This window comes from Streptomyces milbemycinicus, from assembly GCF_002154605.1.
In the GTDB taxonomy this organism is placed as follows: Bacteria; Actinomycetota; Actinomycetes; order Streptomycetales; family Streptomycetaceae; genus Streptomyces; species Streptomyces milbemycinicus.
Window position 1 is genome coordinate 1 of record NZ_MUNE01000160.1, and the last position, 15885, is coordinate 15885.

13 protein-coding genes are annotated in these 15885 nt (G+C 73.4%); 4 read left to right on the forward strand and 9 right to left on the reverse strand.

The features are described 5' to 3' along the window. Positions 1–97: 97 nt before the first annotated feature. The 6 genes from CCN51_RS14445 to CCN51_RS14470 all read right to left on the reverse strand — a co-directional run bounded on the left by CCN51_RS14445 (position 98) and on the right by CCN51_RS14470 (position 5962). Entirely contained in the window at positions 98–1021 is a 924-nt protein-coding gene (locus CCN51_RS14445; protein WP_014177045.1) for a cation diffusion facilitator family transporter, read from the reverse strand. 95 nt (positions 1022–1116) lie between these two features. Then, entirely contained in the window at positions 1117–2322 is a 1206-nt protein-coding gene (gene manA / locus CCN51_RS14450) for a mannose-6-phosphate isomerase, class I (RefSeq protein ID WP_014177046.1), read from the reverse strand. Positions 2323–2368: 46 nt separating this feature from the next. Next, entirely contained in the window at positions 2369–3589 is a 1221-nt protein-coding gene (locus CCN51_RS14455) for an SIS domain-containing protein (RefSeq protein WP_014177047.1), read from the reverse strand. Between the two features lie 58 nt (positions 3590–3647). Then, a complete protein-coding gene (locus CCN51_RS14460) occupies positions 3648–3830 on the reverse strand; it encodes a Trm112 family protein (protein WP_014177048.1) in 183 nt (60 codons plus the stop codon). Positions 3831–3966: 136 nt separating this feature from the next. Then, positions 3967–5325 (reverse strand): phosphomannomutase/phosphoglucomutase, encoded by a 1359-nt coding sequence (locus CCN51_RS14465; RefSeq protein ID WP_014177049.1) that lies wholly within the window; start codon positions 5323–5325, stop codon positions 3967–3969. 202 nt (positions 5326–5527) lie between these two features. Then, on the reverse strand, positions 5528–5962 hold the full coding sequence (locus tag CCN51_RS14470) for a DUF3499 domain-containing protein (RefSeq protein ID WP_043486999.1): 435 nt from the start codon (positions 5960–5962) through the stop codon (positions 5528–5530). 400 nt (positions 5963–6362) lie between these two features. Between CCN51_RS14470 and CCN51_RS14475 the strand changes: the two genes are divergently transcribed. Then, complete coding sequence (locus CCN51_RS14475; protein WP_014177051.1) at positions 6363–6758, forward strand: metallopeptidase family protein; 396 nt, start codon at positions 6363–6365, stop codon at positions 6756–6758. A 127-nt stretch (positions 6759–6885) separates the two neighbouring features. Here the strand turns inward: CCN51_RS14475 and CCN51_RS14480 are convergent, their stop codons facing one another. From CCN51_RS14480 to CCN51_RS14490, 3 genes are all read right to left on the reverse strand, one after another. Continuing rightward, positions 6886–8460, reverse strand: coding sequence for a DUF5719 family protein (locus CCN51_RS14480; RefSeq protein WP_014177052.1), 1575 nt, complete (start codon positions 8458–8460; stop codon positions 6886–6888). Continuing rightward, entirely contained in the window at positions 8457–12476 is a 4020-nt protein-coding gene (locus CCN51_RS14485; protein ID WP_014177053.1) for a glycosyltransferase family 2 protein, read from the reverse strand. The genes CCN51_RS14480 and CCN51_RS14485 overlap by 4 nt, the downstream gene beginning before the upstream one ends. Before the next feature lie 169 nt (positions 12477–12645). After that, positions 12646–12909 (reverse strand): WhiB family transcriptional regulator, encoded by a 264-nt coding sequence (locus CCN51_RS14490; RefSeq protein ID WP_004952403.1) that lies wholly within the window; start codon positions 12907–12909, stop codon positions 12646–12648. 667 nt (positions 12910–13576) lie between these two features. Between CCN51_RS14490 and CCN51_RS14495 the strand changes: the two genes are divergently transcribed. The 3 genes from CCN51_RS14495 to CCN51_RS14505 all read left to right on the forward strand — a co-directional run. Beyond that, positions 13577–14110 (forward strand): cysteine dioxygenase, encoded by a 534-nt coding sequence (locus CCN51_RS14495; protein ID WP_014177054.1) that lies wholly within the window; start codon positions 13577–13579, stop codon positions 14108–14110. Positions 14111–14122: 12 nt separating this feature from the next. Continuing rightward, positions 14123–15115 (forward strand): 2-phospho-L-lactate transferase, encoded by a 993-nt coding sequence (cofD, locus tag CCN51_RS14500; RefSeq protein ID WP_014177055.1) that lies wholly within the window; start codon positions 14123–14125, stop codon positions 15113–15115. Further along, positions 15112–15885, forward strand: a 774-nt coding sequence (locus tag CCN51_RS14505; protein WP_086859610.1) for a coenzyme F420-0:L-glutamate ligase, incomplete at its 3' end; no start/stop codon positions are given. The genes cofD and CCN51_RS14505, both read left to right, overlap by 4 nt.

The following is a 15885-nucleotide window of genomic DNA, read 5'->3' on the forward strand; positions in this document are numbered from 1 at the left end:
CTCCGGGCCAGCGGACGCGAGAACGCGCGCCTGGGCGGGGCCCAAAGTCGTGCTCGGGCGGGGCCGCGCGGGGCTGTGCCGGGCCCGCTCGCGCCCGCTACTCCGACGTCGTGGTGCGCAGGATGTCCGGCTCCAGGTAGATCACGCGGGCGATGGGGACCGCCTCGCGGACGCGGGCCTCCGCCGCGTCGATCGCGCGGGCGACCTCTGCCGCCGTGTCGTCGTGCTGGACCGCGACCTTGGCGGCGACCAGAAGCTCCTCGGGGCCCAGGTGGAGCGTGCGCATGTGGATCAGGCCGGTGACCGTCTTGCCGTCCACCAGGGCCTCGCGGATCTTGGCGACCTGGTCCGCGTCCGCGGCCTCGCCGAGCAGCAGGGACTTCGTCTCGGCGGCCAGCACGAGGGCGATCAGGACCAGCAGCGCGCCGATGCAGATCGTGCCGATGCCGTCCCATACGCCGTCGTGGGTGATCAGCGACAGGCCGACGCCGCCGAGCGCGAGCACCAGGCCGACCAGGGCGCCGAAGTCCTCCAGCAGGACGACGGGCAGCTCGGGGGCCTTGGCCCGGCGTACGAACTGCGACCAGGTCAGCTTGCCGCGGATCTCGTTCGACTCCTTGATGGCCGTACGGAACGAGAAGCCCTCCGCGATGATCGCGAAGACGAGCACTCCGACCGGCCAGTACCAGTTCTCCACCTCATGCGGGTGCTTGATCTTCTCGTAGCCCTCGTAGAGGGCGAAGACGCCGCCGATGGTGAACAGGACGATGGAGACCAGGAAGCCGTAGATGTAGCGCTCGCGGCCGTAGCCGAAGGGGTGCTCCGGGGTCGCCTCGCGCTTGGCCTTCTTGCCGCCGAGCAGCAGCAGGCCCTGGTTGCCGGAGTCGGCGATCGAGTGCACGCCCTCGGCGAGCATCGACGACGAGCCGCTGAACGCGAACGCCACGAACTTGGCTACGGCGATGGCCAGGTTGGCGCCCAGCGCGGCAACAATCGCCTTGGTTCCGCCTGATGCACTCATTTTGTGCCGAATGTCCCTTCCGTCGCACGGCAGCTTTGCCGTTGCTTTACTGCGTACGGCGGGCCATTGTTGCAGCCCCGCCAAACGGCGGTGCGTCAGGCGGCGACTGTGGCCCGGAACACAGTGCCGGGCCCGGACAGCGCCACGGCCTCACCCGCCGGCACGAAGGCCGACTCCCCCTGCGCCAGCCGCAGTTCCGCCCCATCGCCGCCCGTGCCGCGCAGCACCGCCGTGCCCGAGGCGCACAGCAGGATCTGCGGCGTACGGGAGGGCAGCGGGCGCGGGCCGGCGCCCTCGGCCAGGACGTAGCGCGAGAGCCGGAACTCGTCGATCGGGGTGGTGTACACCTCCTCGCCCGAGGAATCCGCCTCGGGGCGGAGCACACCGGGCGCCTCGCTCTCGAAGCGGACGATACGCAGCAGTTCGGGGACGTCGATGTGCTTGGGGGTCAGTCCGCACCGCAGCACATTGTCGGAGTTGGCCATGATCTCGACGCCGAGGCCGTCGAGATAGGCGTGCGGCACGCCCGCGCCCAGGTACAGCGCCTCGCCCGGCTGCAGTTGTACGTAGTTGAGGAGCATCGCGGCGATCACGCCGGGGTCGCCCGGGTAGTGCCGGGCGATGGAGGCGTACGCGCGGTACGCGGGGGCGTGCGGGCCGTCCTGCGCGCCGAGTCGTTCGGCGGCGGCAGCGGCCTGGTGGACGGTGTCCGCGATCGCCTCGCGGTCGGCGGTCAGTACGGCGGTGAGCACTTCGCGCAGCGCGTGGGACTCCGGGTGGGCGTGCAGGATGTCCACGTACGGCTTGATCGGGTCCACCTCAAGGGCGGCCAGCAGCCCGGCGGCCTCGTCGGCGTCGCGGAAGCCGCACAGCCCGTCGAAGGGCGTGAGCGCGCATATGAGTTCGGGCTTGTGGTTGGCGTCCTTGTAGTTGCGGTCGGCGGCGTCGACGGGGACGCCGCGCGCCTCCTCGTCCGCGAAGCCCGCCTCGGCCTGGGCCAGATCGGGGTGCACCTGCAGCGAGAGCGGCGAGGCGGCGGCGAGCACCTTGAGCAGGAACGGCAGCCGCGGCCCGAAGTGGCCTACGGCGTCCGGGCCGAGCTCGCCCTCCGGGTCGGCGGCGATCACGTCGGAGAGGGCCGCCGGGCCCTCGCCGCGGTCGACGCGGGACGGCGCCCCGGGGTGCGCCCCCATCCACAGCTCGGCCTGCGGCTCACCCGTCGGCTCCGTGCCCAGCAGCTCGGGGATGGCGGTGGCGGAGCCCCATGCGTAGGGGCGGACGGTGTTGACGAGGCGGTCCATAAGGCGCGGTTCCTGACTGTACGTACGGAAGGACGGGATTACTCCGTCATGATCTCTCCGTCGAGGCGAGCGCCAGGTAAACGGCGGTGAAATCCGTGATGGCGAGGAGTTCCGCCGCGTTCTCCAGCACACCGCCCCCGCCCGGTTCGAGCTCGCTGAGCGCGGTGTCGTGGGCGAGCGCGAGCTCCCGGGCGGTCGGCACGGCCGAGAGCGCGCTGACCTGTTCGTCGTACAAGAGCACAACCCGGGCCCGCAGCGCCTCGGCCTCCTCCACCCGGTCGCGGAAGAAGTCGTCTGGGTCGGCGCCGCCGGCCAGCGATCCGGCCAGCAGCGTGCCGTGGGCGGCGAGCGCCCCGGGCAGCTCGGCGACGAGCGCCGGGCGCCCGGCGAGCAGCGCGAGCAGGCTCGCGAAGCGCCGCCCGGCCGCCGCCGCGACCGGCCCTTCGGTCCACAGCAGCGGCAGCGAACCGGCGAGCTCGGCGGCGAGGGCCTTGGCGGGGTTGGTGTAGGTGGCGACGGCGGGGCCGCAGCGCTCGGCGACCTGGTCCAGCCGGTCGGCCACCTGCATCAGCGCGCTGGGCGGGGCGGCCACCAGGCCGATGCGGTCGACAAGGACCAGCAGCGGGGTGAGCAGCGCCCACAGGGTGCCTGGCAGGGCCGGCCCCGTCACCTCGTCCTGCGCCGTGCCCGTCGGCTCGGTGTGCTGCCCCTCGGCTTGCGGGGTTCCGGCGGGGGCAGGCGGCGCCGTGTCGTACGGCGCCGAGTTGTTGTCCGGGCCGGCGGCCAGCGGGACCATCAGCCCGCGCGCCTGCTCGACGGCGCCCGCCAGCGGGGAGTCCGCGGGCGCGACCGCCACGATCGAGCAGCCCCGCCGGTACGCCTGCTCGACCAGCGGCGGAAGCCCCGGCTCCGCGCCGTCCGGCGTGACGAGCAGCAGCAGGTCCAGCGGGCCCGCCCAGCCAGGCAGCGTCCAGCGCAGCGCGCCCGGGGCGGGCGCCACGCCCGTCGGCGCGATCAGGCTGACCGGGCAGTTGGTGCCGCTGAGGGCGCCGAGGAGGTCGGCGGTGCAGCTCCCCGCCGCGCCCGGGCCGGCGACCAGCACGGAGCGCGGCCGGCCGTCCGGCTTGAGGTCGGCGACCCCCGCCTCGGCGGCGTACCGGGCCGCGGTACGCACCCGGGCGCCGGATTCCGCGGCCCCGCGCAGCAGCCCGCGAACGTCCGCGCGGGCGAGGGCTTCGGGGGCGTCGAGGAGGGATTCGTCGAGCATGGTGCTTCGGCCTCCGATCGCCGTGGGCGGGGCGGTGCGAGAACTGCGCGGGACGGCGTCAGGCCGGGCGGCGCGCCTCGTCGACGAGCAGCACGGGGATGTCGTCCCGGACCGGGTAGGCGAGGCCGCACCCCTCGCCCGTGCACACCAGCTCGGGCGTCTCCGGTCCCTCTTCCTCGCGCAGCGGTGCGTGACACGCCGGGCAGGCGAGGATGTCCAGCAGACCGGCTTCGAGCGGCATGGGGCGTCGTCCCTTCGGTTTGAGTCCAGCGCAGTCAGCGTACCGCCGGGGAGGAGACGGGGCGCCCCCTCCCCTTCAGAGCTGCCGTCAGTCAGCTTCAGGGCTGGTGTCACTCAGGCTTCAGGGCCGGCGTTACTCAGGCGCGGACCACGGCCAGCACCTCGTCGCGGACGCGTGCGACGGTCTCCGAGCCGCGCGCCTCCACGTTGAGGCGCAGCAGCGGCTCGGTGTTGGAGGGCCGGAGGTTGAACCACCAGTCGGCGGCCGTCACCGTCAGCCCGTCCAACTCGTCCAGCTCGACGTCGTCACGCCCCTCGTACGCGGCCCTGACCGCGGTCATGCGCCCGGCCTGGTCGTCCACGACGCTGTTGATCTCGCCGGAGGCGGCGTACCGGTCGTACGCGGCGACCAGCTGCGACAGCGGGCGGTCCTGCTCGCCGAGCGCTGCCAGGACGTGGAGGGCGGCCAGCATGCCGGTGTCGGCGTTCCAGAAGTCGCGGAAGTAGTAGTGCGCGGAGTGCTCCCCGCCGAAGATCGCGCCGGTGCGGGCCATCTCGGCCTTGATGAACGAGTGCCCGACGCGAGTGCGGACCGGGGTGCCGCCCTGCTCCTTGACGACCTCGGGCACGGACCACGAGGTGATGCAGTTGTGGATGACCGTTCCGCCCGGGTGCTTGGCCAGCTCGCGGGCGGCCACCAGGGCGGTGATCGCGGACGGGGAGACCGGCTCGCCGCGCTCGTCGACGACGAAGCAGCGGTCGGCGTCGCCGTCGAAGGCGAGGCCGAGGTCGGCGCCGGTCTCGCGGACGCGCGCCTGCAGGTCGACGATGTTCTTGGGGTCGAGCGGGTTGGCCTCGTGGTTGGGGAAGGTGCCGTCCAGCTCGAAGTACATCGGGTCCAGTTCGACGGGGAGCCCGGTGAAAACGGTGGGGACGGTGTGGCCGCCCATGCCGTTGCCGGCGTCGACGACGACCTTGAGGCGGCGGATGCCGGTGAGGTCGACGAGCGAGCGCAGATGGGCGGCGTAGTCGTCGAGCACGTCCCGCTGGGTGATCGTGCCGCGGTCGGCGACCGGGTCGGGCGCGCTGCCCGCGGTCCACTCCTCGACCAGGGCCCGAATGTCGGCGAGCCCGCTGTCCTGGCCGATGGGGGCGGCGCCCGCGCGGCACAGCTTGATGCCGTTGTACTGGGCGGGGTTGTGGCTGGCCGTGAACATCGCGCCGGGCAGGCCGAGGTGGCCGCTGGCGAAGTAGAGCTGGTCGGTGGAGCACAGTCCGATCTCGGTCACATCCGCGCCGAGCGCGGCGGCCCCGGTCGCGAAGGCCCGCGACAGACCAGGCGACGAGGGGCGCATGTCATGGCCGACGACGATCGCACGCGCGCCGGTCACCCGGGCGAAGGCGGCGCCGAACAGCTCGGCGAGCGGCTTGTTCAACTGGTCCGGGACCACACCGCGCACGTCGTACGCCTTCACGATCTGCGACAAGTCGGTCACAGCAGTCCCTTCTGGAGGTCTCTACTTCTGCAGGTCTCTACGTTCTGCGGGTTCAGGGCCTCTTGGCGGCCTCTGGGGTTCAAAACCTACCCGGAGGACCTGGGGAGCAACTGTGAGGTCCGTCGTGCGGCGCGCTCGGGGTGGCGCACGGCGGGACGTCGGGAGGGACGGGAAGACGGGAAGGGGGAGGCCAGGGGAAGGCTCAGGAGTCGGGCGAGCGCAGGACCCTCAGATGGCCACGGCGGGAGACCTCGCGCGGGTCGCCCTCCCGGCCGCTCTGCCCCGGGCCCGAGGGTCCGCCGGGCCCACGCTCATGGGGGCGGGCCGCCTCGCGTACGGCGTTGGCGAGGGCTTCCAGGTCGTCACCGCTGGGGCGGGGCGGGCCGGTGTCGAGGGCGAGCCTGACGACCTCCCAGCCGCGCGGGGCGGTCAGCCGCTCCGAGTGTTCGGAGCACAGGTCGTAGCAGTGCGGCTCGGCGTAGGTGGCGAGAGGCCCGAGGACCGCGGTCGAGTCCGCGTAGACGTACGTCAGCGTCGCGACGGCGGGGCGGCCGCACGCGGTGCGCGAACAGCGACGTACAGGGCTCACGACGTTGGACGGTACCGCACTCTTGAGCGGGCCGCGACGACTCTCCACCAGCTCACTCCGCCGTGTCGTCACGGTTCGCCCCGTGCGTCCGATACGTGAACATCGACGCTGACCAGCGCGGACTCAGACGGGCACGATGACCGGCGAGGACGAATCCGGTCAGCGCTCGATCCGATATAGATCATCTTGCGTGAGAAAGCGGACCCAAGAGGCGACTGTTTTTGGGCGGAAGGATGGCCGGAATGTTCATCCGGCGACATGGGTGGCGCCTGCAAGCAGCGACGCAAAAGGCGGTACGGGAGGAGCGTCGACGCGGGTAGCGGACGCACTGTCTGGTAAGCGCGTACTCAGGTGCCGGTGACAGCTACCCTCATGAGTGATGACCAGGCCCGTACCACCCCACCAGTCCGAGCCGCGCCCGCGCCGCCGCGATCGGCACGGGCGTGGGATGCGCGGTCCGATCGCGCCGCCGCAGGTGCCGCTCTCGGTCAGCCGCGCGGAGTCCTTCCTGGATCTCGTCCAGGAGTCCGCGGAGCGGCTGGAGAGGCGCTGGCCCCAGCTGTCCGGCGTCGACTTCGCCGTGCTCGAGGTGCCCACCATGAGCGGGCCCGGCGGCCCGGACGGCTGGGACGGCTGGGACGGCGAATCCGTGCCGCTCGGCCGGTTCATCGCCGCGCGCGGCGACAGCCCGGACCGCATCGTGATCTACCGCCGCCCGGTCGAGATCCGCGCCAAGACCCGGGACGAGCGCGCACTGCTCGTCCACGAGGTCGTCGTCGAGCAGGTCGCCGAGCTGCTGGGGCTCGCCCCGGAGCTGGTGGACCCGCGATACGGGCAGGATTAGACGGCGCCCGAAGCTCGGCGGCTCAACAGCTCGGCAGCTCGGCAGCCCGGCAGCTCGATTTGTGGTGAGTTCGGGACAGCGACACGCCGTCACGTCGGCGTGTCGCCGTCCCAAACTCACCGGAGATTCACTGCTTCCCGTCGTTGAGCAGCGACAGGTCCCGGCGCGCCGTCGGGACCGCGACCGTGCTCCGGTCGTCGGGCAGCGCCTGGATCGTGAACATCGGAACGCCGCCCTGGGGCAGCGCCAGCATCCGGGACGCGTACACCGGCCCGCCCGAGACCCGCTCGACCGTCACGGCGTATCCGCCCTTGCCCGAGGCCGGGCGCGGCGGCTCCACGGCCATCGTGGTGCCGCCCTTGACGTCGTACGTCTTGGTGACTGGGGTGCCGCCACCGCTCCCGGCCGACGCGGTGACCCGCACCTTCGCCGACGCGTTCGGCGCCACCAGGGACAGCGTCGAGCCCTTGGCGCGGTTGTCGGCGGCGGTGGCGTTCCGTTCGATGCTCGTGGTGGCGGGGATGAAGGCCGTCTCCTGGTCGCCCCCCTTGCCGCGGGTCACCCGCAGCGCGGCCACGACCGGGGCAGCCCGGCCCTCGCCGCCCTCCGGGGTGAGCACAAGGGAGCCGGGCTCGCCCTCGGTGAGCTTCCCGAAGTCGGCCCACGCCGTCATCCCGCTCTTGACGTGCAGCGACTCATGGCCGGCCGGGGTGATCGAACTCCTCCGCCCGGCCAGCCGCACCTTCAGGTCCGCGTCGTCCGAGCCGGGCGCGTAGACGACCAGGCGCACCGAGGTCGCGTCGGCCGGGATACCGGGCAGCACCACGCTGCCCGACGGCTCGGCCGAGGCCGGGAGCCAGTCGCTGCCGAACGACTGGTCCACCGCCTGTACGGTCGCCCCGACCCGGCCGGAGCGCGCCGACACCCTGAGGGTCGCGTCGGTCGCGTCCACGTCCGTCAGGGTGGAGAGCAGCACCGGGACGGTGGACCGGCCCGGGACGGTGATCGCCTCGTCGGTCGAGGGCTTGAGCCGGCCGTTCTCGCCGTAGAGCTTGAGGTCCACCTCGGCCGCGCTGTCGTCCGGGTTGGTCAGGTGCACATAGTCCTGCCGGTCCTTGGCGGTGCTGGCGCCGGGGAACCAGAAGTCCGTGTCGGGCGCGGTGCATGTGGTGCCCAGCACGCCGCGCCCGCTGCCCGCGGCCACGGTGGTGGTCTGCTGCACGGTCCAGCCGGGGGCGAGGGGGCCGTCGGCGGTGCCGATCAGCGCGGGGGCGTCCGAGCGGTCGGTCTCGACGGTGACCGGCTTCCCCGGCTCCTTCAGAGGTACGACGGGCTCGTTCGCCTTGTCCTTCTGGGTGCCTTTCTGGCCTTTCTGGTCGTTCTGAGTGTCCTTCTGGCCGTTATCGGCGTCCTCGCTGTCCGAGTCGTCCTGCGGGCCCTGGGCGGGCAGCAGTCCGGCGGTCCCCTTCTTCGTGCCCTGCGCGCCCGTCCCCTTGGGGGTGAACGCGGTGTAGGTGGTGGTGCCCACGTCCGAGGAGGTGGGCGTCGGGCACAGGAGCGTGGAGCGCTCGACGGGCAGCCTGGTGGCCGCCTTGGCCGCCGGTGCCGTGTCGTCGGAGGACCCCGCGGTCAGCGAGGCGACGCCGGTGATGGCCGCGAGCGCCGTGGCGGCGCCGATCAGGGACAGGATGGTGCGGTTCATCGCTGCTGCTCGCTCCCGTCGCGGCGGGCCTCGGGGTCGGCGCCGCCGTACGTCGTGTCGCCCTGCGGGGGGTACGTGCCGCCGTCGGCGTAGGGCTGCTGCTGGTCGTAGGCGTACGGATCGGCGTACTGGCCGCCCGCGTACGGGTCCGCCGGGTACTGGCCCTGGCCCTGGCCCTGGGCGTACTGCCCTTGCGCGTACTGGTCCTGGCCCTGGCCGTACTGGTCCTGGCCCTGGCCGCCGTACTGGTCCTGGGCGCCCTGGTAGCCGGTGCCCGCGCCCTGGTACTCGCCGCCCTGATAGCCGGTGTCCTGGTAGCCGCTGTCCTGATAACCGCTGTCCTGGTAGCCGGCGCCGGAGTAGTCACCGGCCGGGTACTGGTCGCCCTGGTACTGGTCGCCCGCGTACTGGCCGTAGCCCGCGCCCGCGTACGACTGGGCGTCCCACTCGCCGTACTGCTGCTGCGGCACCGCCGCGTACGGGTCGGCGGCGGACTCCTGGTCCGCAGGCCCGGCCTGGTCCGCCTGACCCGCCTGGGCGGCCTGGGCGGCCTGGTCCGCGTACGGCTGCTCCTCCGCGTACGGCCGCTCCTCCGCGTCCGCACCCTGCTCGTCAGCCGCCTGCTGCTCGGCCTGGGCCTCCGCCTCCGCGGCGGCCCGCAGCCGCCGCGCCCGGCGCCCGTCGCCCGCCAGGTCCTCGGCGGAGACCGCCGCGGCGGCAGCCTCCGCCTCCGGGAGGTCGTCGTCGACCGTACGGCGGCGGCCCGGCAGCGCCAGCACCACCAGGACCAGCGCGAGCAGCCCCTGGGCCCACACCCAGGCGGTGTGCGTGACGGGGGTTTCGTAGCTCAGGTCCAGCCGTCCGCCGTTCGCCGGGAGTTCGAAGCCCTGAGCCCAGCCGTCCACGGTCGTCGCCTTCAGCGGCTTGCCGTCGAGCGTGGCCTGCCAGCCGGGCGTCGCCTTGTCGGCGATCCGCAGCACCCGCCCCGCCGGGCCGGCCGGGACGGTGGTGTGGGCCTCGACGGGCCCGGACGGGACGTTGACCGGGGCCGTCCGGGACCCGGCCGCCGAGCCGCCCTGCCCGCCCGCGTCGCCCGTCTCGCCCGCCTGGGCGCCGGTGACGATGGCGACCCGCGAGATCCGCTGGTCGACCCGCCACAGGGCGCTGCCGTCCTCCTGGCTGAGCCGGGTGAGCCCGGGTGTGGCGTCCAGCACCCGGCCCATCTGGCGCGGCGCGCTGTCGCGCACCAGGACGTAGCGGATGGCGTAGCCGCCGAGCTGGCTGGTCTGGTCGGCGCCGGAGCCCGCGATCAGGTTGGCCACGACGCGGTCGAGCCGGCTGTCGCCGCCGGCCGCGCCGGTGAGCTCGGCGTCGCCGAGCCGGGCGCCGGAGCCGCGCACCAGGACGTAGTCGGCGCGGGCGGCGTCGCCGTCGAGGACGAGAGTGCGGGCCTGGTCGCGGTTACTGCTCTCGGCCGCGACGAAGGCCGGGACCTGGTCGGGGTCGCGCCGCCCGACGGGGCCGTCCGCGCCGCTCAGCATCCAGCTCGCGGCGGCCCACAGGGGGGCGGCGGCCGCGGCCGCCGCGATCAGCAGCGCGAGCGGCTGGCGCCAGCCGAAGCTCTGCGCCGCGACGCGCTCCCGTGCGCCCTCGGCGCCCACCACGCCGGCGCTCAGCAGCGCCAGCCCGTAGACGAGGGTCGCGGGCCCGGCCCAGCCGGAGCCGCCCACGAGCGCAGCGAAGAGGAAGCCGGTGAGGGCCACGGTCCATGCCGTACGGACCGCCCGCTGCCGCTCGGCGCGCATCAGGGCGGCGAGCGCCGCCAGTACGAAGCCGAGCAGCAGAAGCGTTCCGCCGGCCTTGGGGCCGCCGGGGCTCAGCGCGAGCAGGTGCAGGGCGGACGCGGAGCCGGTGGTGTAGTCGAGACCCGCCTCGTCGAAGAACCGGCCCGGGTCGGTCAGCAGATCGGCCGACCAGGGCGCGAGCACGGCCGGCGGGGTGAGGACGACGGCGAGGAAGCGCAGCCCGTACGCCATCAGCTGCTCGGTGCGGCTCTCCGCGAACCGCACCGCCAGCGCCCCGAGGCCCAGGATCACCGCGATCGGCCAGACGATCGGCGTGAACGCCATGGTGAAGGTCAGCAGCAGCACGTACGCCCAGGTGGCGCGCCAGCTCGGCCGCTCACCGCGGCGCGCCCGCTCGCCGAGCCCGAACCCGCTCGCCGCGACCGCGGCGCGGGCCATCAGCGGCAGCAGGACGGCGAGCACGGCGGTGCCGAGCCGACCGCTTGCCAGCGCCCCGGTCGCGGCCGGCAGGAAGGCGTACGCGACGCTCCCCCAGGCGCGCAGCAGCCGGGACTCGACGAGCGGCCGGGAGGCGAAGTACGCGGTGAAGCCGGCCAGCGGTACCGAACAGACCAGCAGCAGCGTGAGCGTGAAGCCGGTGCTGCCCAGGAAGAGCGTGGCGACCGACGCGAGCACGGCCAGATACGGTGGCGCACTCTGCGTCCCGCCGGTCCCCACCGGATGCCAGCCGTCCAGGTAGCGCGCCCACAGCTCGGAGACGCCGTCGGGCGCGGGCAGCAGCGCGCCGCCGGTCAGCGATCCGCCGCCGAGCAGATCGCGGCAGGCGACGAGCGAGACGAGCAGCAGGACGACGAAGAGCATCGGCCCGGGTTTGCGGGCGATCCGCTTCAGCCGGGCGAACTGCTCGACTTCCAGGAAGTCGGCGTCGTCGCCGCCCGGCCCGGACTCCACCGCGCCGTGCCGCCCGCCGGAGGACAGCTCGGGCTCCGACCGTCCGCCGAAGTTGCTGGCGATCTGCTCGGCGGTGGCCCGCACCGTGGCGCCGGGCGGCGGGAACAGCGGCCGCAGCTCGTCCTTCTCGGTCACGGGCCGGCCGCGCCGTCTGCGCGCGGCGAGGATCTTCTCGGGGCGCAGCAGCGTGCCGAAGAGCCCGGCGACCTCGTCCAGCGCCTGCCCGGGCACCTTGCCCACCAGATACGCGAGGGTGCGCAGCAGGGTGCCGAGCACCAGCCGCAGCATGATGTACGGAAGCGCCGCCCCACGGCTGTTGACCAGCAGGGTGTAGGCCGCGCCGGCCTTGTCGACGCGGTGCGGTCCGGCGACCGAGCGGCCCACGCAGTCGATCGGGCGCCGCTCGCGTGCGGCGGCCTCGGCGTGGCGCAGCGCGGCGTCCGGCGCGACCAGCACCTGGTGGCCGGCGGCCTGGGCGCGCCAGCACAGGTCCACGTCGTCGCGCATGAGGGGCAGCCGGGGGTCGAAGCCGCCGAGCTCTTCCCATACGTCGCGGCGCACCAGCATGCCGGCGGTGGAGACCGACAGGACCGGCCGCACCTGGTCGTGCTGGCCCTGGTCCTGCTCGCGCCGCTCCAGACCGGTCCAGCGGCGGCCGCTGCGGGCGATGCTGACGCCGACTTCGAGCAGCTGCCTGCTGTCGTACCAGCTGCACAGCTTGGGGCCGACGATCGCGGCGCGCGGGTGGTCGTCGGCGACCCGCAGCAGCTCGGCGAGGGCGTCCGGGGCTGGGGCGCAGTCGTCGTGCAGCAGCCACAGCCACTGGACCGGCTCGCCGTGGGGCAGCTCAGGCATGTCGTACGCGTCGTCGCGCCAGGTGCGGTTGACGGGGTCCCAGCCGCTGGGGCGCTTGAGGTACGGCAGCTCCTCGGGGCCCAGCACCTCGACGCTGCGGACCGCCTCGGCGACGGCCGTGCCGAAGCCGCTGCGGCGGGCGAGGTGGAGCACCCGGTCGGGGCCGAGCGCGTCGGCCAGCAGCTGCGCGGAGTTGTCGGCGCTGCCGGTGTCTGCGGCGACGGCGCTCTGGACGGGCCGCTCCTGGCCGAGCAGCCCGGCCAGCGCCTCGGGCAGCCAGCGGGCGCCGTCGTGGGCGACGAGCACGGCGGTGACGACATGGCGGGGGAACGCCGGTGTCTGCGTGGGCGCAAACGCGGCGTTGGCGGCCGGGTATTGGGCCGCCTGGTGGCTGTGCACGGACATCGAGGTACGGGCCCCGGTTCGCTGGACTGCAGTGGACGCGCGCGCCCTTGGCGGCGCCCGCGCGTCTCGGACGGGGCCCCACACTAACGGCTGAGCACACAGCGGTCCGCCTCGCGGCCCAAGGGGCCGGGAGGCGGACCGCTGGTTCCAGGTCTGGTATGGCGTGGGGTCAGACTGCGGCCTTTTTCAGGCGGCGGCGCTCCCGCTCGGACAGACCTCCCCAGATGCCGAACCGCTCGTCGTTGGCGAGGGCGTACTCGAGGCATTCGGAACGGACCTCACAGGCGAGGCAGACCTTCTTCGCCTCACGGGTGGATCCGCCCTTTTCCGGGAAGAACGACTCGGGATCGGTCTGGGCGCACAGTGCGCGCTCCTGCCAACCGAGCTCCTCGTCCGCCTCTTCGACCAGCAGTTGCTGGAACAACTCGGTCATGTGCGCCCCTCGTCTGTCATTGCGTCCCCGTGCCTGCTGCCGGTGGTCCTGCGGCAAAACGACACGAGTGAAATTACAAGTGTGCCGATCCGGGCCAGTCAAGCCGAGATCTGCTATTGAGCCCCTTATTCACTCTGCGGAACCAAGGCGACGCAGAAAGTGTTCAAATCGGCCTAAAGCTGACACCTTCCCCGGCCGTCACCCTTGCCCCTCCTCTTACTCACAGAGGAGGACGCCAACACGGCCGATCCCGTTGCACCCCAGGGGATTCCGGGTGTTGCGCCATCTGACCGGTTCCCGGTCGGCACAAACCTTTCTGCCGCCCCGGCAACCGGATGGGGTGAAAGTCGCCCACCATCCGGACGGTCAAGTTGACACGGGGGTCGACGACCCGGTCTCCTTGTCCGCATGTCAGTGACCCCCGCGCCCCAGGCGACCCGTGACCACGGGTTCCGCTGCGCTGTGCAGGCTCGCTGTCGCTGTTCCAGCTGTTGTTGATGCCTGTCGATAGCCCCTGAGCTCCAGCCATCAGCCCCTGAGCTCCAGCCATCCCGACAGCCGCCCTCCGGGCCGCCGCCCCTCGTGGCCGCCTGACGCAGCCGTCCTACGCGCCGCCTCGAGCGGCCGTCCCACGACCGCCAAGCACCTTCCGCCGAGGAACCCCCCTATGAACAGCGACATCCAGATCGCCGGTGACCCGCTCGCCATCCCGCATCTGCTGCCGCCCGCACCCGCCCACCCCTCCACCGTCTCCGCCTTCGCCGGACTGGCCCGCTCCCTCGCGGCCGACCGCGCCGGCTGGGCGCCGCTGGTCCAGTACGACGCCACCAGCCGCTGGTACCACCGGCTGCGCACCGGCCCCGGCTATGAGGTGTGGCTGCTCAGCTGGGTCCCCGGCCAGGGCAGCGGGGCCCATGACCACGGCGCGTCCTCGGGCGTGCTGACCGTCCTCGAAGGCGAGCTGACCGAGCGGGTGGGGCACGGCGAGCGGCACAGCTTGCGGGCGGGCGCGCAGCGCGTCTTCGCACCGGGCTATGTCCACGACGTCGTCAACGACGCGCTCGAACCAGCCGTCAGCCTGCACATCTACTTCCCCGGGTTGACCGACATGCCGATGCACCCGTCACAGGACGCGGTACGGGAGCGGGCGGAAGGCCGCGTTCCGGACGCCCCGGACACATTGGATGTCCTAGGCGGCTGACAGTATGTCCGCATGCGCATTGTGGTTCTGGCAGGCGGCATCGGCGGCGCCCGTTTTCTCCGCGGTCTGAAGTCGGCGGCGCCGGACGCCGACATCACCGTCATCGGGAACACCGGCGACGACATCCACCTCTTCGGGCTGAAGGTCTGCCCCGACCTCGACACGGTGATGTACACCCTCGGCGGCGGCATCCACGAGGACCAGGGCTGGGGCCGGGCGGACGAGACCTTCGCCGTCAAGGAGGAGCTGGCGGCGTACGGCGTCGGGCCCGAGTGGTTCGGCCTCGGCGACCGGGACTTCGCCACGCATATCGTCCGGACGCAGATGATCGGCGCGGGCTATCCGCTGAGCGCCGTCACCGAGGCCCTGTGCGCGCGCTGGCAGCCCGGCGTGCGGCTGCTGCCGATGACCGACGACCGGATCGAGACACACGTCCTGATCGACGACCCCGCCGCCCAGGCTGCCGAGGGGGCCGCCGAGGGCCGCCCGGCGCGCAAGGCCGTGCACTTCCAGGAGTACTGGGTGCGGCTGCGCGCCTCCGTGCCCGCCCACGCCGTCGTCCCCGTCGGCGCCGATCAGGCCAAACCCGCGCCCGGGGTGCTGGAGGCCATCGCCGGGGCCGACGTCATCGTCTTCCCGCCCTCCAACCCCGTCGTCAGCATCGGCACCATCCTGGCCGTGCCCGGCGTCCGGGAGGCCATCGCCGACGCCGGGGTGCCCGTGGTGGGCCTGTCCCCCATCGTCGGCGACGCCCCCGTGCGCGGCATGGCCGACAAGGTGCTGGCCGCCGTGGGCGTCGAGTCCACCGCCGCGGCCGTCGCCCGCCACTACGGCTCCGGGCTGCTCGACGGCTGGCTCGTGGACACCGTGGACGCCGCCACCGTGGACGAGGTCGAGGCCGCCGGTATCCGCTGCCGCGCCGTCCCGCTGATGATGACCGACATCGAGGCCACGGCCCGGATGGCCGCGGAGGCCCTGAAGCTGGCCGAGGAGGTACGGGCATGACGCAGGCGCCGACGTACCGGGTGTGGGCGCTCCCCGGCATCCCCGAGGTCCGCTCCGGCGACGACCTCGCCAAGCTCATCGCCGACGCCGCGACCGCCGAGGGCCTGCCGGGGCTCGCGGACGGCGATGTCCTGCTCGTCACCTCCAAGATCGTCAGCAAGGCGGAGGGGCGCGTCGTCCAGGCCGAAGACCGCGAGGCCGCCATAGACGCCGAGGCCGTCCGCATCGTCGCCCGGCGCGGGCGCACCCGCATCGTGGAGACCCGGCACGGCCTGGTGATGGCCGCGGCCGGGGTCGACGCCTCCAACACCCCTGCCGGGACCGTGCTGTTGCTCCCCGAGGACTCCGACGCCTCCGCGCGGCGCATCCAGGCCGGGCTGCGGGACGCGCTCGGGGTCGAAGTGGGGGTGGTGGTGACCGACACTTTCGGGCGGCCATGGCGCAGCGGGGTCACCGACGTCGCCATCGGCGCGGCCGGGGTGCGGGTGCTGGAGGACCTGCGCGGCGGCACCGACGCCCATGGCAACCCGCTGAGCGCCACCGTGGTCGCCACGGCCGACGAGCTGGCCTCGGCGGGAGACCTGGTCAAGGGCAAGGCGGGCGGGCTGCCGGTGGCGGTGGTGCGGGGTTTGCCGCATGTCGTACGTACGGCGGGCACCGCAGGAGAGCGCCCTGACGGCACGGACCACTCCGGCAGCCCCGAAAGCCCCGGCGCCTCTGCCGACTCCGCCGATCCCATCGCCCCCACCGACCCCGACCCTGCCGACCCC

Coding starts and splice junctions, on each gene's coding strand:
- manA (WP_014177046.1), bottom strand. CDS start 2,322: ATGGACCGCCTCGTCAACACCGTCCGCCCCTACGCATGGGGCTCCGCC.
- CCN51_RS14460 (WP_014177048.1), bottom strand. CDS start 3,830: ATGCCGCTCGAAGCCGGTCTGCTGGACATCCTCGCCTGCCCGGCGTGT.
- CCN51_RS14495 (WP_014177054.1), top strand. CDS start 13,577: ATGAACAGCGACATCCAGATCGCCGGTGACCCGCTCGCCATCCCGCAT.
- CCN51_RS14455 (WP_014177047.1), bottom strand. CDS start 3,589: ATGCTCGACGAATCCCTCCTCGACGCCCCCGAAGCCCTCGCCCGCGCG.
- CCN51_RS14485 (WP_014177053.1), bottom strand. CDS start 12,476: ATGTCCGTGCACAGCCACCAGGCGGCCCAATACCCGGCCGCCAACGCC.
- CCN51_RS14475 (WP_014177051.1), top strand. CDS start 6,363: ATGCGCGGTCCGATCGCGCCGCCGCAGGTGCCGCTCTCGGTCAGCCGC.
- CCN51_RS14445 (WP_014177045.1), bottom strand. CDS start 1,021: ATGAGTGCATCAGGCGGAACCAAGGCGATTGTTGCCGCGCTGGGCGCC.
- CCN51_RS14480 (WP_014177052.1), bottom strand. CDS start 8,460: ATGAACCGCACCATCCTGTCCCTGATCGGCGCCGCCACGGCGCTCGCG.
- cofD (WP_014177055.1), top strand. CDS start 14,123: ATGCGCATTGTGGTTCTGGCAGGCGGCATCGGCGGCGCCCGTTTTCTC.
- CCN51_RS14490 (WP_004952403.1), bottom strand. CDS start 12,909: ATGACCGAGTTGTTCCAGCAACTGCTGGTCGAAGAGGCGGACGAGGAG.